Origin of the sequence: Streptomyces sp. NPDC047130 (genome assembly GCF_040643475.1) — a bacterium.
Lineage (GTDB): Bacteria > Actinomycetota > Actinomycetes > Streptomycetales > Streptomycetaceae > Streptomyces.
Genome location: NZ_JBEYUK010000050.1, coordinates 1 through 20902 on the forward strand (window position 1 = coordinate 1; position 20902 = coordinate 20902).

Here is a 20902-nt window from a genome sequence, read left to right on the forward strand (position 1 = left end):
GGGGGGAGTTCTGTTCTCTTTAGTGGCGCGTGCCCGTCCCCGCGCGGGCGGCGGGGGGGGGGGGGCCCGCGGGGCCCCGCCGCGCCCGACGGCGTCAGGCCAGCTTGGCCGACAGGGTGATGGTGGTACCGGTGAGCGCCTGGCTGACCGGGCAGTTCTTCTTGGCGTCCTCGGCGGCGGCGACGAACGTGTCGTTGTCGATGCCGGGCACCGTGCCCTCCACCGTCAGGTGGATGCCGGTGATGCCCTCGCCGGGCTGGAAGCTCACGTCCGCGGACGTGGTGAGCCGCTGCGGCGGGGTGCCGGCGCCGGCCAGGGCGTGCGACAGCGCCATCGAGAAGCACGACGAGTGGGCCGCGGCGATCAGTTCCTCCGGGCTGGTCCTTCCGTTCGCCTTCTCGGCGCGGGAGGGCCAGGAGACCGGCTGCTCGCCGATGCCGGACGAGTCGAAGGTGACGACGCCGTTGCCCTCGAGCAGGTTGCCCTCCCAGACGGTGTGGGCGGATCGCGTGGTGGCCACGATTGATTCCTTCCTGACGGAACGTCCAGTACGTCCAGTACGGATCGCCCCCGATGCTACCGACCTCCCCACCCCCCACCCCAGCACCTCCCTCCGCACGGTCCGCCGCGCGAGCGGCCACCGCCGCCCTGCGGGCGGCACCGTACGCACGTGACCCGTACCGCCGCGCGGCGCGAGCACGGAGCGGGCGGACAGCACGGTTTCCCCGACCCGCCCCTTCCCGGCGGGACCGAAGCCTGGTGGAGCGGGCCGCGGGGTGAAGGGGCCCCGTCCCGGCTTTGTCCTGCGGCGGGAGAAAGTCGGTGCGAAATCGTGCGCGACTTCTTCCCACCCCGCACCGCCACTGCTACGTTCTCCGCGAAAGCAAGCCAGGACACGGGACGTCGAACCGGGGAGGGACCGTGAGACGCATGACCGCACGGCCCGCCACCGCTCATCAGGCCCGCATCCTGCGCCTGCTGCGGGACGAGGGCCCCAACTCCCGCGCGCAGCTCGGGGACCGGGTCGACCTGTCGAGGTCGAGGCTCGCCGTCGAGGTGGACCGGCTCCTGGAGACGGGACTGGTCGTCGCCGACGGCCTCGCCGCCTCCCGCGGCGGCCGCCGCTCCCACAACGTCCGTCTGGCCCCCGGCCTCCGCTTCCTCGGCGTGGACATCGGCGCGACCTCCGTCGACGTCGCCGTCACCAACGCGGAGCTGGAGGTCCTCGGTCACCTGACCCAGCCGATGGACGTGCGCGAAGGCCCCGTCGCGGTCTTCGAGCAGGTCCTCGACATGGCGGCCAAGCTGCGGGCCTCGGGTCTCGCGGAGGGCTTCGACGGCGCCGGCATCGGCGTCCCGGGACCCGTCCGCTTCCCCGAGGGCGTCCCCGTCGCGCCGCCGATCATGCCCGGCTGGGACGGGTTCCCGGTGCGCGAGGCGCTCAGCCAGGAACTCGGCTGCCCGGTCATGGTCGACAACGACGTGAACCTGATGGCGCTCGGCCAGATGCACGCCGGCGTCGCCCGGTCCGTGGACGACTACCTGTGCGTCAAGATCGGCACGGGCATCGGCTGCGGCATCGTCGTCGGCGGCACGGTCCACCGCGGTGTCACCGGCAGCGCCGGGGACATCGGCCACATCCAGGCGGTGCCCGACGGCCGCCCCTGCGCCTGCGGCAACCGCGGCTGTCTGGAGGCCCACTTCAGCGGCGCCGCGCTCGCCCAGGACGCGGTGGAGGCCGCCCAGCAGGGCCGTTCCGCCCACCTCGCCACCAGGCTGGCCGAGAACGGCCGGCTCACCGCGGCGGACGTCGGCGCCGCCGCGGCGGCCGGCGACGCCACCTGCCTCGACCTGATCCGCGACGGCGGGACCCGCGCGGGACAGGTCATCGCGGGACTCGTCAGCTTCTTCAACCCCGGCCTGGTGGTGATCGGCGGAGGGGTGACCGGTCTCGGGCACAACCTGCTCGCCGCCATCCGCACCCAGGTCTACCGCCAGTCACTGCCCCTGGCGACCGGCAACCTGCCGATCGTCCTGGACGAACTGGGCAACGCCGCCGGAGTCATCGGCGCCGCCCGCCTGATCAGCGACCACGTGTTCTCGCCCGCCTGACGGGCGGACCACCCGGTCACCGGAACCGAACCGCACCGGACCACCGCTCCGAGCCGCACCACAGAGCCGCACCACCCGAGCCGCATCACCGAGCCGTACCACCGCGACCGCGCGCGATCCCGTCTGCCCTGCCTACCGCCGGGAGATTCCGTCATGCCGTCCGAAGCCCCCGTACCGCTGCTCACCATGACCGCGATCACCAAGTCCTTCCCGGGCGTCCGCGCCCTCGACGGGGTGGACCTGGAGGTCCGGGCAGGCGAGGTCCACTGCCTGCTCGGGCAGAACGGCGCGGGCAAGTCCACCCTGATCAAGGTGCTGGCCGGCGCCCACCAGCCCGACGGCGGCACCATCAGCTGGCAAGGAGAAACGGTTTCCCTGCGCTCGCCGAGCGCGGCCACCCGGCTGGGCATCGCCACCATCTACCAGGAACTCGACCTGGTCGAGCACCTCTCCGTGGCCGAGAACATCCACCTCGGCCACGAGCCGACCAGGGCCGGGTTCGTGGTGCGCCCCCGCGTCGCCCGCCAGGCCTCCGCCGAACTGCTGCGCCGCCTCGGCCACCCGGAGATCGATCCGGCCCGCCCGGTCGGCGCCCTCTCCGCCGCGCAGCAGCAGATCGTCTCCATGGCCCGGGCGCTCTCCCACGAGGTGCGGCTGATCGTGATGGACGAGCCCTCGGCGGCCCTGGACCCCGACGAGGTCGACAACCTCTTCCGGATCGTCGACTCCCTCACCGACGCGGGCGTCGCGGTCGTGTACATCTCCCACCGGCTGGAGGAGATCCGCCGCATCGGCGACCGGGTCACCGTGCTCAAGGACGGCCGGGCGGTGGCCGGCGGGCTGCCGGCACGCACCACGCCGACGCGGGAGATCGTCTCCCTGATGACCGGCCGCAGCGTCGAGCACGCCTTCCCGCCCCGGCCCGCCGAAGCACCCGCCGCCGCCCCCGTGCTCACCGTCCGGGGCCTGGCGCTGGAGGGGAGGTTCCAGCCGTTCGACCTCGAACTGCGGCCCGGCGAGATCGTCGGCCTGGCCGGGCTGGTCGGCTCCGGCCGCTCCGAGATCCTGGAGACCGTCTACGGCGCCCGCCGCCCCACGGCCGGGCAGGTCCTGGTCGACGGACGGCCGCTGAGGCCCGGCAGCGTGCCCGCCGCGGTCCGCGCCGGGATCGGCCTGGCCCCCGAGGAGCGCAAGGCGCAGGCGCTGCTGATGCTGGAGAGCGTCACCCGCAACGTCTCCGTGTCCACCCTCGCCCGGTTCGCCAGGGGCGGCTGGCTGGACCGGGCGGCCGAGCGCGCCGCCGCCCGCGCCGCCACCCGCGAGCTGTCGCTGCGGCCGGACAACCCGGACACCGCCGTGCGCACCCTCTCCGGGGGCAACCAGCAGAAGGCGGTACTGGCCCGCTGGCTGCTGCGCGGCTGCCGCGTCCTGCTGCTCGACGAACCCACCCGCGGCGTGGACATCGGCGCCCGGGCCGAGCTCTACGCGGTGATCCGGCGCCTCGCCGACGAAGGGCTCGCCGTCCTCCTGGTCTCCAGCGAACTGCCGGAGGTGCTGGGCCTCGCCGACCGGGTGCTGGTCCTGCGCGAGGGCCGGGTGGTGCACACCGCGCCGGCCGAGGAGCTCGACGAGCACCGGGTCCTCGATCTCGTACTGCACGCCACCGACGCGGCTGCCGAAGGGAGCCAGGCATGACGCAACCCATGTCGCCACCGGCCGACGGGGTCCCGCCCGCCACCGGGGCGCAGAAGTCGGCGCCGCCCGCGGAGGGCGGCCCCGCCACGCCCCGTCCCGCGTTCGCACGACCGGACGTGCGGACCCTGTCGCTGCTGGGGGTGCTGGCCGCGCTGATCGTGGTCGGCGGCATCACCCGGCCCGACCAGTTCCTCGACCTGCGCAACCTGCAACTGGTCCTCACCCAGGCCTCGGTGATCGGCGTGGTCACCGTCGGCATGACGTTCGTGATCACCGCGGGCGGCATCGACCTGTCGGTCGGCGCGATCGTCGCCCTGGCATCCGTCTGGGCGACCACCGTGGCCACCCAGGAGTTCGGCTTCGCGGGGGTGCTGTTCACCGCCGTGATCGTGGGGGTCGGCTGCGGCCTGGTGAACGGCATGCTGATCGCCTACGGGGCGATGGTGCCGTTCATCGCCACCCTCGCCATGCTCGCCTCGGCGCGCGGCCTGGCCCTGCTGATCACCGAGGGGCGCACCCAGATCGTCACCGTCGACGGGGTGCTGGAACTCGGCAGCCGCGACGCCCACGTGCTCGGCGTCCCGCCGCTGGTGCTGGTCTTCGCCGCGGTGACGGTCATCGGCTGGCTGGTGCTCAACCGCACCACCTTCGGCCGCCGCACCGTCGCCGTCGGCGGCAACGCGGAGGCCGCCCGGCTGGCCGGCATCGACGTCCGCCGGCAGCGCCTCTACCTCTACCTGCTGTCCGGACTGTGCTGCGGCATCGCCGCGTTCATGCTGATCGTGCTCTCCGGCTCGGGCCAGAACACCAACGGCAACCTCTACGAACTCGACGCCATCGCCGCCGCGATCATCGGCGGAACCCTGCTCACCGGAGGCCGCGGCACCATCGTCGGCTCCGTCCTCGGCGTCCTGATCTTCACCACGATCACCAACATCTTCGCGCTGAACAACCTGCAGAGCGACGTCCAGCAGATCGCCAAGGGGGCGATCATCGTCGCCGCCGTCCTCATCCAGGGGCGCACCGCCAAGAACGAGCTGACCTGATCCCGAGCCGACAGAAGGGTCCACCGCCATGCCAGACCTCACGAGCCGCCGGGGACTGCTCCTCGGGACCGCCGCCGTATCGGCCGGCGCCTTCCTCGCGGGCTGCACCAGCAACGAGAAGAACGACGACAAGGACACGGGCTCCTCCCAGCAGCCCGCCGCCGACGACAGGCCGGGCAAGCAGGTCACCATCGGCTTCGCCGGCCCGCAGGCCGACCACGGCTGGCTCAACGCCATCAACGAGCAGGCCCGCTCCCGCGCCGAGAAGTACTCGGACGTCACCCTGGACATCACCGAGGGGTCCAACGACACGGCCACCCAGATCGGCCAGATCGAGACGCTGATCAACAAGAAGGTCGACGTCCTGGTCATCCTGCCCGCCGACGGCGCCGCCCTCACGCAGACCGGCCTCAAGGCCATGCGGGCCGGCATCCCGGTGGTCAACCTCGACCGCATCTTCAGCTCGCCCCAGGCCTACCGCTGCTGGGTCGGCGGCGACAACTACGGCATGGGCCTCAACGCCGGGCACTACATCGGCGAGAAGCTCAAGGACAAGGCCGACGCCAAGGTCGTCGAACTCGCCGGGCTCGACAACCTGGAACTCACCCGGCAGCGCACCAAGGGCTTCGACGACGCGCTGAAGAACTACCCCAACATCCGCAAGGTGGCCCGCCAGGCCGCCGACTTCACGGTCGAGAGCGGCCAGGCCAAGATGGCCCAGCTGCTGCAGGCGCAGTCGGCGTTCGACGCGCTGTGGAACCACGACGACGACCAGGGCGTGGGCGCGCTGCGCGCCATCGACCAGGCCGGCCGCGACGACTTCCTGATGGTCGGCGGCGCGGGAGCGCTGTCGGCGTTCGAGGCGATCAAGGCGGACGACGGGGTTCTGAAGGCGACGGTGCTGTACCCGCCGACGATGGCCGCGTCGGCGATCGACCTCGCCCGCGCCCTCGGGCAGGGCAAGGGGGTGTCCGGGCTCGCGGAGTTCGAGATCCCCTCCCAGGTCACCGCCTACTCGGCGGTGGTCGACAAGTCCAACGTCGACCAGTACATGCCGATCGGCTTCGACTGACCGACGCCGCCGGGTGCCGCGCCCCCGGCGGTGAGCAAGCCATGAGGTGCGCTGGAGGGGCCGGGCCCCGTGAAGGAGGGCCCGGCCCGGACCGCGCGTGTCGATGAGGAGGAGAAACGCATGGCACAGCCCCGCCCCCTAGGGGTCGGCATGGTCGGCTACGCCTTCATGGGCGCCGCCCACTCCCAGGCCTGGCGCACCGTCGGCCGCGTCTTCGACCTGCCCCTGCAACCCCGGCTCGCCGCGATCTGCGGCCGCGACGCCGAGGCGGTCCGCGTCGCGGCGGACCGTCACGGCTGGGCGGCGGCCGAGACCGACTGGCGGGCCCTGATCGCCCGCGAGGACGTCGACCTCGTCGACATCTGCACCCCCGGCGACAGCCACGCCGAGATCGCGATCGCCGCCCTCCAGGCCGGCAAGCACGTCCTGTGCGAGAAGCCGCTCGCGAACACCGTCGCCGAGGCGGAGGCCATGGTGGAGGCGGCCCGCGCCGCGGCCGGCCGGGGCCAGAGGGCCATGGTCGGCTTCAACTACCGCCGGGTGCCCGCCGCCTCGCTGGCCCGCGAGATGGTCGCCGCCGGCCGGCTGGGCACGCTCCGTCACGTGCGGGTCGTCTACCTCCAGGACTGGCTGGTGGACCCCGAGTTCCCGCTCACCTGGCGGCTGCGCAAGGAGGCCGCCGGGTCCGGGGCCCTGGGCGACCTCGGCGCCCACATCGTCGACCTGGCCCAGCACCTGGCGGGCGACACCCTCGCCGGGGTGTCGGCGCTCACCGAGACCTTCGTGCGGGAACGCCCGCTGCCCGCCACCGCGTCGAGCGGGCTCGCCTCGGCCGGCGCCGCGAACGGCACGGGAGCGGTCACCGTCGACGACGCCGCCCTGTTCACCGGCCGGTTCACGGGCGGCGCCCTCGCCTCCTTCGAGGCGACCCGCTTCGCGACCGGCCGCAAGAACGCGCTGCGCATCGAACTCAACGGCTCCGACGGCTCGTTGGCCTTCGACCTGGAACGGCTGAACGAGCTGGAGTACCACGACCACCGGGAACCCGCCGCCCGAGCGGGATTCCGCCGGATCCTGGTCACCGAGCCCGAGCACCCCTACCTGGAGGCCTGGTGGCCGCCCGGGCACGGCCTGGGCTACGAGCACTCCTTCGTCCACCAGGCCCGCGACCTGGTGCGCGCCGTGCACGACGGCGAACCGGTCGCCCCGACCTTCGAGGACGGGCTGCGCGTCCAGAAGGTCCTCGCGGCGGTCGAGGAGAGCGCCGCCAAGGGTTCCGCCTACACCACGGTGGGATGAGCGCGGGCCCCCGCCCGAACCCGACGCCCGAGGCTGACGCCCGAACCCGACGCCCGAACCCGACGTCCGGAACCGATCCCCGCACGCGACCCGACCGAGGAGACCGACCGTGCCCCGCAACTTCACCCTCTTCACCGGACAGTGGGCCGACCTGCCGCTCGAGGAGGTCTGCCGGCTGGCCCGCGACTTCGGCTACGACGGACTCGAACTCGCCTGCTGGGGCGACCACTTCGAGGTCGACAAGGCGCTCGCCGACCCGTCCTACCTGGACGGCCGCCGGCAGCTCCTCGACAAGTACGGCCTGAAGTGCTGGGCCGTCTCCAACCACCTGGTGGGGCAGGCGGTCTGCGACGCCATCATCGACGAGCGCCACCAGGCGATCCTGCCCGCCCGGATCTGGGGCGACGGCGAGCCGGAGGGCGTCCGCCGCCGGGCCGCCGCCGAGATCGCCGACACCGCCCGGGCCGCCGCCGCCTTCGGCGTGGACACCGTCATCGGCTTCACCGGCTCGGCCATCTGGCACCTGGTCGCCATGTTCCCGCCCGCCCCGGAGTCGATGATCGAGCGCGGCTACCAGGACTTCGCCGACCGCTGGAACCCGATCCTGGACGTGTTCGACGCCGAGGGGGTCCGGTTCGCCCACGAGGTCCACCCCGGCGAGATCGCCTACGACTACTGGACCACGCAGAAGGCCCTGGAGGCCGTCGGCCACCGGCCCGCCTTCGGGCTCAACTTCGACCCCTCGCACTTCGTGTGGCAGGACCTCGACCCGGTCGGCTTCCTGTGGGACTTCCGCGACCGGATCTACCACGTGGACTGCAAGGAGGCCCGCAAGCGCCTCGACGGACGCAACGGCCGCCTCGGCTCGCACCTGCCCTGGGGCGACCCGCGGCGCGGCTGGGACTTCGTCTCGGCCGGACACGGCGACGTGCCCTGGGAGGACGTCTTCCGGATGCTGCGCTCCATCGGGTACGCGGGCCCGGTCTCGGTCGAGTGGGAGGACGCCGGCATGGACCGGCTCCAGGGCGCGCCCGAGGCGCTCACCCGGCTCAAGGCGTTCGACTTCGACCCTCCCACGGCGTCCTTCGACGCCGCGTTCGGCGGCAACTGACCGCCCGGCCGGCTTCCGCCGCGCCACATCGGACCCACCGGGCTGCCGGCGCATCCCGGCGTACACCCGCACGTTCACCAGCCGACGGAGGAACATCCGTGCGCTCGAACAGAAGGAACCGGCAGAAACGATTCAACAGGGCCGTGGCGCTGCTCGGCGGCGCACTGCTGGCCTGCACCTCCCTGACCCTGGCGACCGGCCCGGCCGGGGCCGCGCCGGCCGCTCCCGCAGCCGAGGAGGCGCAGTTCCAGCAGGTCACCCTCGCCAAGGGCGTCGAGATGATCGGCGAACCGATGTCGCTCGCGGTGCTGCCCGACCGGTCGGTGCTCACCACCTCCCGCGACGGCTCGCTGTACCTGACCGACGACGCCGGCAACACGAGCCTCGCCGGCCGCCTCGACGTGTACTCGCACGACGAGGAAGGGCTCCAGGGCATCGCCGTCGACCCGGACTTCGAGCAGAACCGGTACGTGTACCTGTACTACGCGCCCCGGCTGGACACCCCCGAGGGCGACGCGCCCGAGACCGGCACCGCCGCCGACTTCGAACCCTTCGAGGGGGTGAACCGCCTCTCCCGGTTCACGCTGGACGAGGACGGCACGCTGGACCTCGGCAGTGAGGCGAACATCCTGGAGGTGGAGACCACCCGCGGCATCTGCTGCCACGTCGGCGGCGACATCGACTTCGACGCCCAGGGCAACCTCTACCTCTCCACGGGCGACGACTCCAACCCGTTCCAGTCGGACGGCTACTCCCCGCTGGACGACCGGGAGAACCGCAACCCGTCCTTCGACGCCCGCCGCACCTCCGGCAACACCGACGACCTGCGGGGCAAGATCCTGCGGATCACGGTGAACGAGGACGGTTCGTACTCCATCCCCGAGGGCAACCTGTTCGCCCCCGGCACCGAGGGCACCCGGCCCGAGATCTACGCCATGGGCTTCCGCAACCCCTACCGGTTCAACGTGGACCGGGAGACCGGCATCCTCTACGTCGGCGACTACGGCCCCGACGCCGGCGCCGCGGACCCGGAGCGCGGCCCGGCCGGCCAGGTCGAGTTCGCCCGGGTCACCGGCCCCGGCAACTTCGGCTGGCCGTTCTGCACCGGCGACAACGACGCCTACCGCGATCACGACTTCGCCACCGGCACCTCCGGCGAGGCCTTCGACTGCGCCGCCCCGGTCAACGACTCGCGGCACAACACCGGCCTGCGCGAACTGCCCCCGGCCCAGCCCGCCTGGATCGCCTACGACGGCGGCAGCGTCCCGGAGTTCGGCACCGGCTCCGAGTCCCCGATGAGCGCCCCCGTCTACCACTACGACCCCGACCTGGACTCCCCGGTGAAGTTCCCCGAGGAGTTCGACGGCGACGTCTTCGTCTCCGAGTTCGGCCGGCAATGGATCAAGCGGGTGACCGCGGACGCCGACGGCACCGTCCGGTCCATCAACGACCTGCCGTGGGACGGCACCCAGATCACCGACATGGAGTTCGGCCCGGACGGCGCGCTCTACGTCCTCGACTACGGCCTCCAGTGGTTCGCCGGCGACGAGAACTCCGCCCTCTACCGCATCGAGAACGCCACCGGCGGCCGCTCCCCGCTCGCCGAGGCCACCGCGTCGGTCACCTCCGGCAAGGCGCCGCTGAAGGTGTCCTTCTCCTCCGAGGGCACCGCCGACCCCGACGGCGACCGGCTCACCTACCGGTGGGAGTTCGGCGACGGCGGGACGTCCACCGCCCCGAACCCGCGGTACACCTACAGGAAGAACGGCACCTGGACCGCCAAGCTGACCGTCACCGACCCGACCGGCCGCACCGCCAAGGCCACCGTGCGCGTGGTCGTCGGCAACACCGCCCCGAAGGTCGAACTCGTCACGCCGGGCGACGGCGAACTGTTCTCGTTCGGTGACGCCATCCCGTTCCAGGTGAAGGTCACCGACCGCGAGGACGGCCGGCGGATCGACTGCTCCAAGGTCACCGTCACCTTCATCCTCGGCCACGACAGCCACGGTCACCCGCTGACCTCGGCCAACGGCTGCACCGGCACCCTGCGGACCACCGCCGACGGCGGCCACGACGCCAGCGCCAACGTGTTCGGCGTGGTCGACGCCCAGTACACCGACGGCGGCGGAGGCGGCCAGGCCCCGCTCACCGTCCACGACCAGGTCGTGCTCCAGCCGGAGAACCGCCAGGCCGAGCACTACGGCGACTCCTCGGGCGTCAACCGCATGGAGAAGGAGGCGGCGCACGGCGGCCGCACGGTCGGCGACATCAACGCCGGCGACTGGATCTCGTTCACCCCGTACGACCTCTCCGAGGCCACCTCGGTGACCGCCCGGGTCTCCTCCGCCGGCGCCGGCGGAACCCTGGAGTTCCGGGCCGGCTCGCCGACCGGAACCCTGCTGGGCACCGCGACCGTGCCGGTGACCGGGGGCTGGGACACGTTCACCGACGTCACCGCGGACCTCTCCGGGGCCCCGGACGGCGCCACCGAACTCCACCTGGTCTTCCAGGGCGAGGGCACCGGCGCGCTGTACGACGTGGACGACTTCACCTTCACCACCGGCTGACCGGGAGACGTGACAGCCATGCGCACCTCCGCACGCATCTCCGCGCGGGTCAGGACGGCGGTCGTCTCGGCCGCCGTCCTGGCCGGCGGCCTGGCGGCCGGACCGGCCGCCTCGCAGGACGACGGCGGCACCGACGACGGCAGGCGGGTCCTGGTCTTCTCCAAGACCGCCGGCTTCCGCCACGACTCCATCCCCGACGGCGTCGCCGCCGTCCGGGACCTGGGCGCGGCGGACGGCTACGCCGTCGACGCCACCGAGGACGCCGGCGCCTTCACCCGCGCCAACCTGGCCCGCTACGACGCCGTCGTCTTCCTCTCCACCACCGGCGACGTCCTCGACGACACCCAGCAGGCCGCCTTCGAGGAGTACATCCGCTCCGGCGGCAACTACGTGGGCGTCCACGCGGCCACCGACACCGAGTACGACTGGGAGTTCTACGGCGGCCTGGCCGGCGCCTACTTCCGTTCGCACCCGGCGATCCAGCGGGCGGCGATCGACGTCGAGGACCGCGCCCACCCGTCCACCGCGCACCTGGACCCGCGCTGGGTGCGCACCGACGAGCTCTACGACTACCGGGAGAACCCCCGCGAGCACGTCCACGTCCTCGCCTCCCTCGACGAGTCCTCGTACTCCGGCGGCAGCATGAACGGCGACCACCCGATCGCCTGGTGCCAGGAGTACGAGGGCGGGCGGGCCTTCTCCACCGGGCTCGGCCACACCAAGGAGTCCTACGCCGAGCCCGCCTTCCGCGAGCACCTCGCGGGCGGCATCCGGTGGGCCGTCGGCGACGCCCGGGCGGACTGCCGTCCGGAGAACGGCTACCGGCCGCTCTTCGACGGCACCGCCGCCTCGCTCGCCGACTGGCGGCAGGCCGGGCCCGGCTCGTTCGCCCTCTCCGAGGACGGCACCCTCACCTCGGTCGGCGGCATGGGCATGCTCTGGTACGCGGGCAAGGAGCTCGGGTCGTACTCCCTCAAGCTGGACTGGAGGACGGAGGGCGACGACAACTCGGGCGTCTTCGTGGGCTTCCCGGCCTCCGACGACCCGTGGTCGGCCGTGGACAACGGCTACGAGATCCAGATCGACGCCACCGACAGCCCGGACCGCACCACCGGGTCCGTGTACGGCTTCCGCGCCGCCGACCTCGCCAGGCGGGACCGGGCGCTCAACCCGCCGGGGGAGTGGAACACGTACGAGATCCGCGTCCAGGGAGAGCGGATGAGGATCTGGCTCAACGGCGTCAGGATCAACGCGTTCACCAACACCGACCCGGCCCGCAGCCTGCGGGACGGCCACATCGGCCTGCAGAACCACGGGCCCGGTGACCAGGTGTCCTTCCGGGACATCCGGATCAAGGAACTGCCTTCGCGGCCCTCCGCGTAGGCGCGGCGCCGGCGGCGGGCGGAGGACGCCGGACCTCCGCCCGTCGCCTCCCGGCGCACCATCCGCCCCGCGGGTGCCTTCTTGTTTCTCCGGCGTGGTTGGACCACCTTGATGTCCCGCACGGTCCGCGGCCCGCCACGGGCCGCCCCTCCCTGCTCCGTCCCCGTCCACCGTGCGTACCGAGGAGGCAGCTTCATGTCCGCGTTCGACTCACCGCCCCGGGTGGGCGTCTGGATGATCGGGGCCCGGGGCTCCGTCGGCACCACCGTCGTCGCGGGGTGCGCCGCCCTGACCGCCGGCCTGCGACCGGCCACCGGAATGCTCACCGAGACGCCCCCCTTCGCCCGCAGCGGCCTGCCGCCGCTGCCCTTACTGGTCTTCGGCGGCCACGACACCGCCGAGTGCCCGCTGCCCAAGCGGGCCGAGGCGCTCGCCGGGGCGGGCGTGCTGCCGCACGGGCTGCCCGACGCGGTCCGGGCCGAACTCGGCGCGGCCGACCGGGAGATCAGGCCGGGCGTCCGCGACGGCGGGTGGGACCGGGTCGACGGACTGGCCGACGACATACGGGACTTCGCTCGGCGGCACCGGCTCGCCCGGGTGGTGGTGGTCAACGTCGCCTCCACCGAACCGCTCACCGGCGACCCGGGACTGCCCGTGAGCGCGGTCTACGCCGCGGCCGCGGTCCGGGCCGGCTGCCCCTACGTCAACTTCACGCCCTCGATCGGCGTCCAGCACCCGGAGCTCGCCGCCCTGGTGGCGGAGAGCGGACTGCCCTACGCGGGGCGGGACGGCAAGACCGGCCAGACCCTGCTGCGGGCCGTGCTGGCGCCGATGTTCGCGCAGCGCGCCCTCGAGGTGCGGGCCTGGTCCGGCACCAACCTGCTCGGCGGCGGGGACGGCGCGGCACTGGCCGACCCGGCCGCCGCCGCGGCCAAGAACGCCGGCAAGGCGCGCGTCCTCACCGACGCCCTCGGCACCGAGCCGGAGGGCCGGACCCACATCGACGACGTCCCCTCGCTCGGCGACTGGAAGACCGCCTGGGACCACATCGCCTTCGAGGGCTTCCTCGGCACCCGGATGGTCCTGCAGACCACCTGGCAGGGCTGCGACTCCGCGCTGGCCGCCCCCCTGGTGCTCGACCTCGCCCGGCTCGCCGCCCGCGCCGCCGAACGCGGACTGTCCGGACCGCTCGCCGAACTCGGGTTCTACTTCAAGGACCCGGTGGGGGAGGGGCCGGTCGCCCTCGGGGAGCAGTACGGGCGCCTGCTGGAGTTCGCGCGGCGGCTCGGGGAGGACGCATGACCGCGACCGGCCGGGACTGGGCCGAACTGCTGCGCGTCTCCGCCCTGTTCACGGTGCCGGGGGACGCGCTCGCCGGAGCGGCGGCGGGCGGCGGGCGGCCCGGTGCGCGGACCCTCGGCGCGGCCGGCGCCTCGCTGTGCCTGTACGCGGCGGGGATGGCGCTCAACGACTGGGCGGACCGGGAGGAGGACGCCCGGGAACGCCCCGCGCGCCCCCTCCCGTCCGGCCGGGTGTCGCCCCGCGCCGCGCTGGCCGCCGCGGGGGCCCTCACGGCCGCGGGCCTCGGATGCGCCGCACTGGCGGGCCGCCGCGCCCTGAACGTCGCAACACCGCTGGCGGGCACGGTCTGGGCCTACGACCTGTGGCTCAAGCGGACCGGGTACGGGCCCGCGGCGATGGGCGCGGCGCGGGCCCTGGACCTCCTCCTCGGCGCCGCCGCCACCGGCACGGTGCGTGGCGCGGTGCCCTCCGCCCTGGCCCTCGGCGCGCACACGTACGCGGTGACCACCGTCTCCCGCCACGAGACCCGCGGCGGCGCGCCCCTCACCTCCGCGGCGGCGCTCGGCGTGACCGCAGCCGTCGCCTCCGGTGTGGCCCGCCGGGCGGCTGCCGCGGCGATGCACGGGGCGCGCGGCCGGGTGCCGCGGCCGCCCGGCCGGCCGCGCAGTTCACCGCGCCCCTGTCCGCGGCGCACCCGCAGCGCCGGCGACACGGTGACCGCCGTGCTCGCCGCCGCCTACGCCGCGACCGCGGCGCGGCCGCTGCTGCACGCCGTGCTCAACCCCTCGCCCCAGCTGACGCAGCGCGCCGTCGGGGGCGGGATCCGCGCCCTGATACCGCTGCAGGCCGCCCTCGCGGCCCGGGCGAACGCCCCGGTGGCGGCCCTGCTTACCGCCGCGCTCGCCCCCGCCGCCCGCCGCCTCGGCCAGAAAGTGAGCCTGACGTGACCGGACCCGCACCGAAGCTCGGCTACGGCACCAACGGGCTCGCCGACCTCCGGCTCGGCGACGCCCTCGCCCTCCTCGCCGACCTCGGCTACGACGGCGTCGGCCTCACCCTCGACCACATGCACCTCGACCCGCTCGCCCCCGGCCTCGCCGCCCGCACCGCCGCCGTGGGCGCGCTGCTGGCCGAGCTGGACCTGACGGTCACCGTCGAGACCGGCGCCCGCTACGTCCTCGACCCCCGCCGCAAGCACGGCCCGTCCCTCCTCGACCCCGACCCGGAGGACCGGGGCCGCCGCGTCGACCTCCTGCTCCGCGCCGTCCGCGTCGCCGCCGACCTCGGGGCGCACGCCGTCCACTGCTTCAGCGGCGTCCTGCCGCACGGCGTCGACCCGGAGACCGCCTGGAAGCGGCTGGCCGAGGCGCTCACCCCCGTCCTGGACGCGGCCGCCGCCTCCGGGGTGCCCCTGGCGATCGAGCCGGAGCCCGGCCACCTCCTCGCCGACCTGGCCGGTTTCCACCGGCTGCGCCACCTGCTCGGCGACCCGGAACCGCTCGGGCTGACCCTGGACATCGGCCACTGCCAGTGCCTGGAGCCGCTCCCGCCCGCCGAGTGCGTGCGCCGGGCCGCGCCCTGGCTGCGGCACGTGCAGATCGAGGACATGCGCCGCGGCGTCCACGAACACCTGCCCTTCGGGGAGGGCGAGATCGACTTCCCGCCCGTCCTGGCCGCGCTCGCCGAGGCGGACTACCGCGGCCTCACCGTCGTCGAACTGCCCCGCCACTCGCACGCCGGGCCCCGGTACGCCGAGCACTCCCTGGACTTCCTCCGCCGCGCCGCGGGCACCGCCGCCGAAGGGAGCACCCCATGACCGACCCCGCCGCCCCCCGCACCGCCGCCGGCGACCCCGCCCTCCGTACCGCCGCCGGCGACCCCGCCCTCCGCGCCGCCGCCGACGATCCCGCCGCGCGGACGCCCGCCCCGCCCGCCCCGCCCGCTCTGTCCGCTCTGTCCGCCCTGCGCGCCCGGCTCACCGCGAGCCTCCCGCCGGACGCCCGTGACTGGCTGGAGAAGGCCCTCGCCGAGACCGAGGACTCCGCCCGGGAACTCCGGTTCGCCGAGGCGGGCCGCCGCACCGGCCCCGACCACGCCGACGACGCCCGCGTCCTGCTGCTGCACGCCGCCGCGGCCGGCCCGGACACCCTGGCCCGCCTCTACCACCGCGGCACCGCCGCCGAACGCCGCGCCGTGCTGCTGGCCCTGCCCCACCTGGTCCCCGGCGACGAGTCCCTGGCACTGGTCGAGGACGCCCTGCGCACCAACGACACCCGCCTGGTGGCCGCCGCCGTCGGCCCCTACGGCGCCCGCCACCTCCCCGGCCACGACTGGCGGCACGCCGTCCTCAAGTGCCTGTTCACCGGCGTCCCCCTCGACGCCGTCGACCGGCTCGGCGAGCGCGCCCACGGCGACGCGGAACTCGCCCGCATGCTGGGCGACTTCGCCGCCGAACGGGAGGCCGCCGGACGTGCCGTCCCGCCGGACCTGTACCGCGTCCTGGCCCTCGCCGACCCCCGCACGGAGGAGACCTGATGCGCATCTTCGACCCGCACATCCACATGACCTCGCGCACCACCGACGACTACGAGGCGATGCGCGCCGCCGGTGTCCGCGCGGTCGTCGAGCCCGCCTTCTGGCTCGGCCAGCCCCGCACCTCCCCGGCCACCTTCTTCGACTACTTCGACTCCCTGCTCGGCTGGGAGCCCTTCCGCGCCTCCCAGTACGGCATCGCCCACCACTGCACCATCGCCCTCAACCCCAAGGAGGCCAACGACCCGCGCTGCCTGCCCGTCCTGGAGGAGCTGCCCCGGTACCTGGTCAAGGACGGCGTGGTCGCCGTCGGCGAGATCGGCTACGACTCCCTCACCCCGGCCGAGGACCACGCGCTGGCCGCCCAGCTCGAACTGGCCGCCGAACACGGGCTGCCCGCCCTGGTCCACACCCCGCACCGCGACAAGCTCACCGGACTGCGGCGCACCCTGGACGTGGTCCGCGAGTCGGCCCTGCCCGTGGACCGGGTCCTGGTCGACCACCTCAACGAGACCACCGTCAAGGAGGCCAAGGACAGCGGCGCCTGGCTCGGGTTCTCCGTCTACCCCGACACCAAGATGGACGAGGGCCGCATGGTCGCCGTGCTGCGCGCCTACGGTCCCGAGCGCGTCCTGGTCAACTCCGCGGCGGACTGGGGCAGGAGCGACCCGCTGAAGACCCGCAAGGTCGGCGACGCCATGCTCGCCGCCGGCTTCTCCGAGGACGACGTCGACCTCGTGCTGTGGCGCAACCCCGTCGCCTTCTACGGGAGCAGCGGCCGCCTGGACCTGACCCCCGTCGAGGCCGCGGCCACCCACGAGGGCAACTCCATCCTGCGCGGGGGCGAGTGACCATGCGCTTCCGGCACCCGGACGGCTCGGTCGTCCACCTCGCCTACTGCACCAACGTCCACCCCGCCGAGACCCTGGACGGCGTCCTCGCCCAGCTCCGCGACCACTGCGAACCCGTCCGCAGACGTCTCGGCCGCGACCGGCTCGGCATCGGCCTCTGGCTCGCCCACGACGCCGCCCGCGCCCTCGCCGCCGACCCGGCCGCCCTGCGGCACCTGCGCGGCGAACTCGACCGCCGCGGCCTGGAGGTGGTCACCCTCAACGGCTTCCCCTACGAGGGCTTCGGCGCCCAGGAGGTCAAGTACCGCGTCTACACCCCGGACTGGGCCGATCCCGAACGCCTGGAGCACACCACGGCACTGGCCCGCATCCTCGCCCAGCTCCTCCCCGACGACGCCGCCGAGGGCACCATCTCCACCCTGCCCCTGGCCTGGCGCACCGCCCACGACGGCGAACGGGCCGGGCGGGCCCTGGCCGCCCTGCGCACCCTGGGGGAACGACTGGACGCGCTCCAGGAGCTCACCGGACGCTCCGTCCGCGTCGGGCTGGAGCCGGAACCCGGCTGCGTGATCGAGACGACCGGCGACGCCGTCGTCCCCGTCACCGAGATCGCCCACCCCCGCATCGGCGTCTGCGTGGACACCTGCCACCTGGCCACCTCCTTCGAGGACCCGGACACCGCCCTGGACGCCCTGGAGACGGCGGGCGTCCCCGTGGTCAAGTCCCAGCTCTCCGCCGCCCTGCACGCACAGGACCCCGGACAGGACGCCGAACGCGAGGCGCTGGCCGCGTTCGCCGAACCCCGCTTCCTCCACCAGACCCGCGCCCGCACCCCGGACGGCGCCCTGCGCGCCGTCGACGACCTGCCCGAGGCCCTCGCCCCCGGCGGCCTGCCGCGCGACGTGCCCTGGCGTTCCCACTTCCACGTCCCGCTGCACGCCGCGCCCGTGCCGCCGCTCACCTCCACCCTGCCGGTGCTGAAGGCGGCGCTGGCCCGGCTCGTCGGCGGGACCCGCCCCCGCACCCGTCACCTCGAGGTCGAGACCTACACCTGGCAGGCCCTGCCGCCCGAACTGCGACCCCGCGACCGGGCCCGCCTCGCCGACGGCATCGCCGCCGAACTCACCCTCGCCGGCGACCTGCTGACCGACCTCGGCCTCAAGGAGCTGCCGTGACCCACCCGGTGAACCCGCTGCTGGTCCTCGACGTCGTCGGACTCACCCCGCGCCTCCTGGACCACATGCCGCACCTGCGGTCCCTCGCCGCCGAGGGCTCCAGCGCCCCCCTCGGCACCGTGCTGCCCGCCGTCACCTGCGCCGCCCAGTCCACGTTCCTCACCGGCGCGCTCCCCTCCGAGCACGGCATCGTCGGCAACGGCTGGTACTTCCGCGAACTCGGCGACGTCCTGCTGTGGCGGCAGCACAACGGCCTGGTCTCCGGCGACAAGCTCTGGGACGCCGCCCGCCGCGTCAAACCCGACTACACCGTCGCCAACATCTGCTGGTGGTACGCGATGGGCGCCGACACCGACATCACCGTCACCCCCCGCCCCGTCTACTACGCCGACGGCCGCAAGGAACCCGACTGCTACACCCGGCCGCCCGCCCTCCACGACGAACTCACCGCGGAGCTCGGCACGTTCCCGCTGTTCAACTTCTGGGGACCGGGCGCCGACCTCGTCTCCAGCCGGTGGATCATCGACGCCACCCGGCACATCCTGCGCACCCGCCGGCCCGACCTCGCCCTGTGCTACCTGCCCCACCTCGACTACGACCTGCAGCGCCACGGCCCCGACGACCCCCGCTCCCTGCGGGCCGCCGCCGACCTCGACGCCGCCGTCGCCCCGCTGCTGGACGACGCCCGCGCCGAGGGCCGCACCGTGGTCGCGCTGTCCGAGTACGGGATCACCCCGGTCTCCCGGCCGGTGGACGTCAACCGGGTGCTGCGCCGCGCCGGGCTGCTGGAGGTGCACACCCAGGACGGCATGGAGTACCTGGACCCGATGGCCTCCCGCGCCTTCGCCGTCGCCGACCACCAGACCGCCCACGTCTACGTCCGCCGCGCCGAGGACCTGGAGGAGGTCCGCGTGCTGCTGGCGAAGGAGCCGGGCGTCGCCGAGATCCTCGACGACGAGGGCAAGAAGGCCCACGGCCTGGACCACCCGCGCGCCGGCGAACTGGTCCTGGTCGCCGAGCCGGACAGCTGGTTCACCTACTACTACTGGCTCGACGACGCCCGCGCCCCCGACTTCGCCCAGCTCGTGGAGATCCACCGCAAGCCCGGCTACGACCCCGCCGAGCTCTTCATGGACCCCCTCGACCCGTACGTGAAGCTCAAGGCGGCCGGAGCGCTGGCCCGCAAGAAGCTGGGCCTGCGCTACCGCATGGCCGTCGTCCCGCTGGACCCGTCACCCGTCCGCGGCAGCCACGGCCGGCTGCCCGAGCGCGACGAGGACGGTCCGCTCCTCCTGTGCTCCACCCCCCACGACCTCGGCGACCGCGTCGCGGCCACCGAGGTGAAGAACCTCCTGCTCGGCCTGGCAGGCCTCGCCTGACCGGGACTCTCGCCCGCACAGCCCACGTGAACCGCACGCTGGACCACACGAGAGAGAAGGCACCCGTGCAGCACGACCCCGAGAACCCCGCGAACCCCGAGAACCCCGCGAACCCTGAGAACACCGCCGGCTCCGACGAGGGCCTGCGCCGCGCCCTCGGCATCGGCCGCCGCGGCTTCCTGTCCACCTGCACCGCCGTCGCCGCCGGCGCCGTCGCCGCACCGGTCTTCGGCGCCGCCCCGGTGCACGCCGCCGACGGCCCGGCGGCGGGCGGCCGCGTCAACGGCAGAGGCCCCGTCCTGGTCCCCGCCGAGCGGCGCGGCATCATCCTCTACACGGTGCGCGACGCCATCGGCCGGGACCCGCTGACCACCGGCCTGCCCTCCGGCTTCCGGGCCGTCTTCGAACAGCTCGCCCGGTTCGGCTACCGGCAGGTCGAGTTCGCCGGCTACGGACAGCACGCCAACGCCCCCGGCGGCGCCGGCCTGGAGTCCGTCGAGGGCGCCCGGCTGCTGCGCTCCTGGCTGGACGCGTACGGCCTGCGCGCCCAGGGCAACCACGGCTTCATCCCCGGCTCCTGGCCGCTCACCACCGCCGACGTGGACCGCTTCAAGCAGCACCTGGAGATCGCCGCCATCCTCGGCATGGACCACATGGGCACCGGCGGCGACCCCACCAACAGCTCGGTGAAGGCCGACTGGGACGTGGCCGCCGACAAGTGGAACGCGCTCGGCGAGATCGCCCGAGGCTTCGGCATCAAGCTCTACACCCACAACCACGACGCGGCCTACGGCTTCCTCCTGGACGGCGGCCCCCCGGACGCCCAGGGCCGCCCCACCCGCAGCTCCGGCGTCCGCAAGCTGGAGTACTTCCTGAAGGTCACCGACCCGCGCCTGGTGTGGCTGGAGATGGACGTCTTCTGGGCGCACGTCGCCCAGTACAAGTTCCGGTCCTTCACCGCCCACGACGGCTCCGTCCAGCAGGACGTCTTCGACCCCGCCGCCCTGGTGGCCGCCCACGACCGCCGCTACCCGCTGTTCCACGCCAAGGACGGCGTCCTCGACCCGGCGAGCGGCAACGGCTACGCCATGGTGCCGTTCGGCACCGGCGTCATCGACTACACGGCGTTCTTCTCCCGCGTCGGCCACCGCACCACCCACCACCCGATGGTCGAGCAGGACAACGCCCCCGGCGCCACCGACCCCGGCCAGTCCCTGGAGCACGCCCGCATCGGCTACCGCAACCTCGCCGCCCTGCGGCGCCGGCGGTAACCCCCGGACGGCACCGGGCGCGTGGAGATCGGAAGAGCGTCGGGTCGGGACAGAGTGTAAGATATATCGGGTATATCGCGGGTGGGGGCGGATCAATAAAGACGGGG

The 20902-nt window shown here is 73.9% G+C and carries 17 protein-coding genes; 16 read left to right on the plus strand and 1 reads right to left on the minus strand.

Annotated features, from left to right (window positions below):
- Nucleotides 1-94: 94 nt before the first annotated feature.
- On the minus strand, nucleotides 95-520 hold the full coding sequence (locus ABZ836_RS29910; protein WP_356138206.1) for an OsmC family protein: 426 nt from the start codon (nucleotides 518-520) through the stop codon (nucleotides 95-97).
- Nucleotides 521-930: 410 nt separating this feature from the next.
- Between ABZ836_RS29910 and ABZ836_RS29915 the strand changes: the two genes are divergently transcribed.
- The 16 genes from ABZ836_RS29915 to ABZ836_RS29990 all read left to right on the plus strand — a co-directional run bounded on the left by ABZ836_RS29915 (nucleotide 931) and on the right by ABZ836_RS29990 (nucleotide 20795).
- Entirely contained in the window at nucleotides 931-2112 is a 1182-nt protein-coding gene (locus tag ABZ836_RS29915) for an ROK family transcriptional regulator (protein ID WP_356138208.1), read from the plus strand.
- 186 nt (nucleotides 2113-2298) lie between these two features.
- Nucleotides 2299-3807, plus strand: a complete 1509-nt coding sequence (locus ABZ836_RS29920; RefSeq protein WP_361147469.1) for a sugar ABC transporter ATP-binding protein — start codon at nucleotides 2299-2301, stop codon at nucleotides 3805-3807.
- Nucleotides 3804-4853 carry an ABC transporter permease gene (locus tag ABZ836_RS29925; RefSeq protein WP_356138210.1) on the plus strand — a complete coding sequence of 350 codons (1050 nt, stop codon included), beginning with the start codon at nucleotides 3804-3806 and terminating at the stop codon, nucleotides 4851-4853. Before ABZ836_RS29920 ends, ABZ836_RS29925 begins: the two co-directional genes overlap by 4 nt.
- 28 nt (nucleotides 4854-4881) lie before the next feature.
- Nucleotides 4882-5925 carry a substrate-binding domain-containing protein gene (locus ABZ836_RS29930; protein ID WP_356138212.1) on the plus strand — a complete coding sequence of 348 codons (1044 nt, stop codon included), beginning with the start codon at nucleotides 4882-4884 and terminating at the stop codon, nucleotides 5923-5925.
- A 120-nt stretch (nucleotides 5926-6045) separates the two neighbouring features.
- Nucleotides 6046-7224: a Gfo/Idh/MocA family oxidoreductase gene (locus ABZ836_RS29935; RefSeq protein ID WP_361147438.1), complete on the plus strand. Its 1179-nt coding sequence runs from the start codon at nucleotides 6046-6048 to the stop codon at nucleotides 7222-7224.
- 109 nt (nucleotides 7225-7333) lie between these two features.
- Nucleotides 7334-8335 (plus strand): sugar phosphate isomerase/epimerase family protein, encoded by a 1002-nt coding sequence (locus ABZ836_RS29940; protein WP_361147441.1) that lies wholly within the window; start codon nucleotides 7334-7336, stop codon nucleotides 8333-8335.
- 98 nt (nucleotides 8336-8433) lie between these two features.
- Nucleotides 8434-10902, plus strand: coding sequence for a PQQ-dependent sugar dehydrogenase (locus tag ABZ836_RS29945; RefSeq protein ID WP_361147444.1), 2469 nt, complete (start codon nucleotides 8434-8436; stop codon nucleotides 10900-10902).
- An 18-nt stretch (nucleotides 10903-10920) separates the two neighbouring features.
- Nucleotides 10921-12285 (plus strand): ThuA domain-containing protein, encoded by a 1365-nt coding sequence (locus ABZ836_RS29950; protein ID WP_361147447.1) that lies wholly within the window; start codon nucleotides 10921-10923, stop codon nucleotides 12283-12285.
- A gap of 195 nt (nucleotides 12286-12480) precedes the next feature.
- Entirely contained in the window at nucleotides 12481-13587 is a 1107-nt protein-coding gene (locus ABZ836_RS29955; RefSeq protein ID WP_361147450.1) for an inositol-3-phosphate synthase, read from the plus strand.
- Nucleotides 13584-14534: an SCO3242 family prenyltransferase gene (locus tag ABZ836_RS29960; protein WP_361147453.1), complete on the plus strand. Its 951-nt coding sequence runs from the start codon at nucleotides 13584-13586 to the stop codon at nucleotides 14532-14534. Before ABZ836_RS29955 ends, ABZ836_RS29960 begins: the two co-directional genes overlap by 4 nt.
- Complete coding sequence (locus tag ABZ836_RS29965) at nucleotides 14531-15403, plus strand: sugar phosphate isomerase/epimerase family protein (protein ID WP_356138224.1); 873 nt, start codon at nucleotides 14531-14533, stop codon at nucleotides 15401-15403. The genes ABZ836_RS29960 and ABZ836_RS29965 overlap by 4 nt, the downstream gene beginning before the upstream one ends.
- The gene (locus ABZ836_RS29970) at nucleotides 15400-16122 is read left to right on the plus strand and encodes an EboA domain-containing protein (RefSeq protein WP_361147457.1); all 723 of its coding nucleotides are present in this window, start codon (nucleotides 15400-15402) and stop codon (nucleotides 16120-16122) included. The genes ABZ836_RS29965 and ABZ836_RS29970 overlap by 4 nt, the downstream gene beginning before the upstream one ends.
- Nucleotides 16122-16970 carry a TatD family hydrolase gene (locus ABZ836_RS29975; protein WP_361147460.1) on the plus strand — a complete coding sequence of 283 codons (849 nt, stop codon included), beginning with the start codon at nucleotides 16122-16124 and terminating at the stop codon, nucleotides 16968-16970. The genes ABZ836_RS29970 and ABZ836_RS29975 overlap by 1 nt, the downstream gene beginning before the upstream one ends.
- 2 nt (nucleotides 16971-16972) lie before the next feature.
- Entirely contained in the window at nucleotides 16973-18145 is a 1173-nt protein-coding gene (eboE, locus tag ABZ836_RS29980; RefSeq protein WP_361147463.1) for a metabolite traffic protein EboE, read from the plus strand.
- The gene (locus ABZ836_RS29985; RefSeq protein ID WP_361147466.1) at nucleotides 18142-19524 is read left to right on the plus strand and encodes a nucleotide pyrophosphatase/phosphodiesterase family protein; all 1383 of its coding nucleotides are present in this window, start codon (nucleotides 18142-18144) and stop codon (nucleotides 19522-19524) included. The genes eboE and ABZ836_RS29985 overlap by 4 nt, the downstream gene beginning before the upstream one ends.
- A 143-nt stretch (nucleotides 19525-19667) precedes the next feature.
- The gene (locus ABZ836_RS29990) at nucleotides 19668-20795 is read left to right on the plus strand and encodes a TIM barrel protein (protein WP_361147472.1); all 1128 of its coding nucleotides are present in this window, start codon (nucleotides 19668-19670) and stop codon (nucleotides 20793-20795) included.
- Nucleotides 20796-20902 lie beyond the last annotated feature (107 nt).

Bases quoted from the DNA above. Each gene is read 5' to 3' on its own strand.
- ABZ836_RS29915 (WP_356138208.1), top strand. From the start codon at position 931: ATGACCGCACGGCCCGCCACCGCTCATCAGGCCCGCATCCTGCGCCTG.
- ABZ836_RS29920 (WP_361147469.1), top strand. From the start codon at position 2,299: ATGACCGCGATCACCAAGTCCTTCCCGGGCGTCCGCGCCCTCGACGGG.
- ABZ836_RS29925 (WP_356138210.1), top strand. From the start codon at position 3,804: ATGACGCAACCCATGTCGCCACCGGCCGACGGGGTCCCGCCCGCCACC.
- ABZ836_RS29930 (WP_356138212.1), top strand. From the start codon at position 4,882: ATGCCAGACCTCACGAGCCGCCGGGGACTGCTCCTCGGGACCGCCGCC.
- ABZ836_RS29935 (WP_361147438.1), top strand. From the start codon at position 6,046: ATGGCACAGCCCCGCCCCCTAGGGGTCGGCATGGTCGGCTACGCCTTC.
- ABZ836_RS29950 (WP_361147447.1), top strand. From the start codon at position 10,921: ATGCGCACCTCCGCACGCATCTCCGCGCGGGTCAGGACGGCGGTCGTC.
- ABZ836_RS29955 (WP_361147450.1), top strand. From the start codon at position 12,481: ATGTCCGCGTTCGACTCACCGCCCCGGGTGGGCGTCTGGATGATCGGG.
- ABZ836_RS29960 (WP_361147453.1), top strand. From the start codon at position 13,584: ATGACCGCGACCGGCCGGGACTGGGCCGAACTGCTGCGCGTCTCCGCC.
- ABZ836_RS29970 (WP_361147457.1), top strand. From the start codon at position 15,400: ATGACCGACCCCGCCGCCCCCCGCACCGCCGCCGGCGACCCCGCCCTC.
- ABZ836_RS29975 (WP_361147460.1), top strand. From the start codon at position 16,122: ATGCGCATCTTCGACCCGCACATCCACATGACCTCGCGCACCACCGAC.
- eboE (WP_361147463.1), top strand. From the start codon at position 16,973: ATGCGCTTCCGGCACCCGGACGGCTCGGTCGTCCACCTCGCCTACTGC.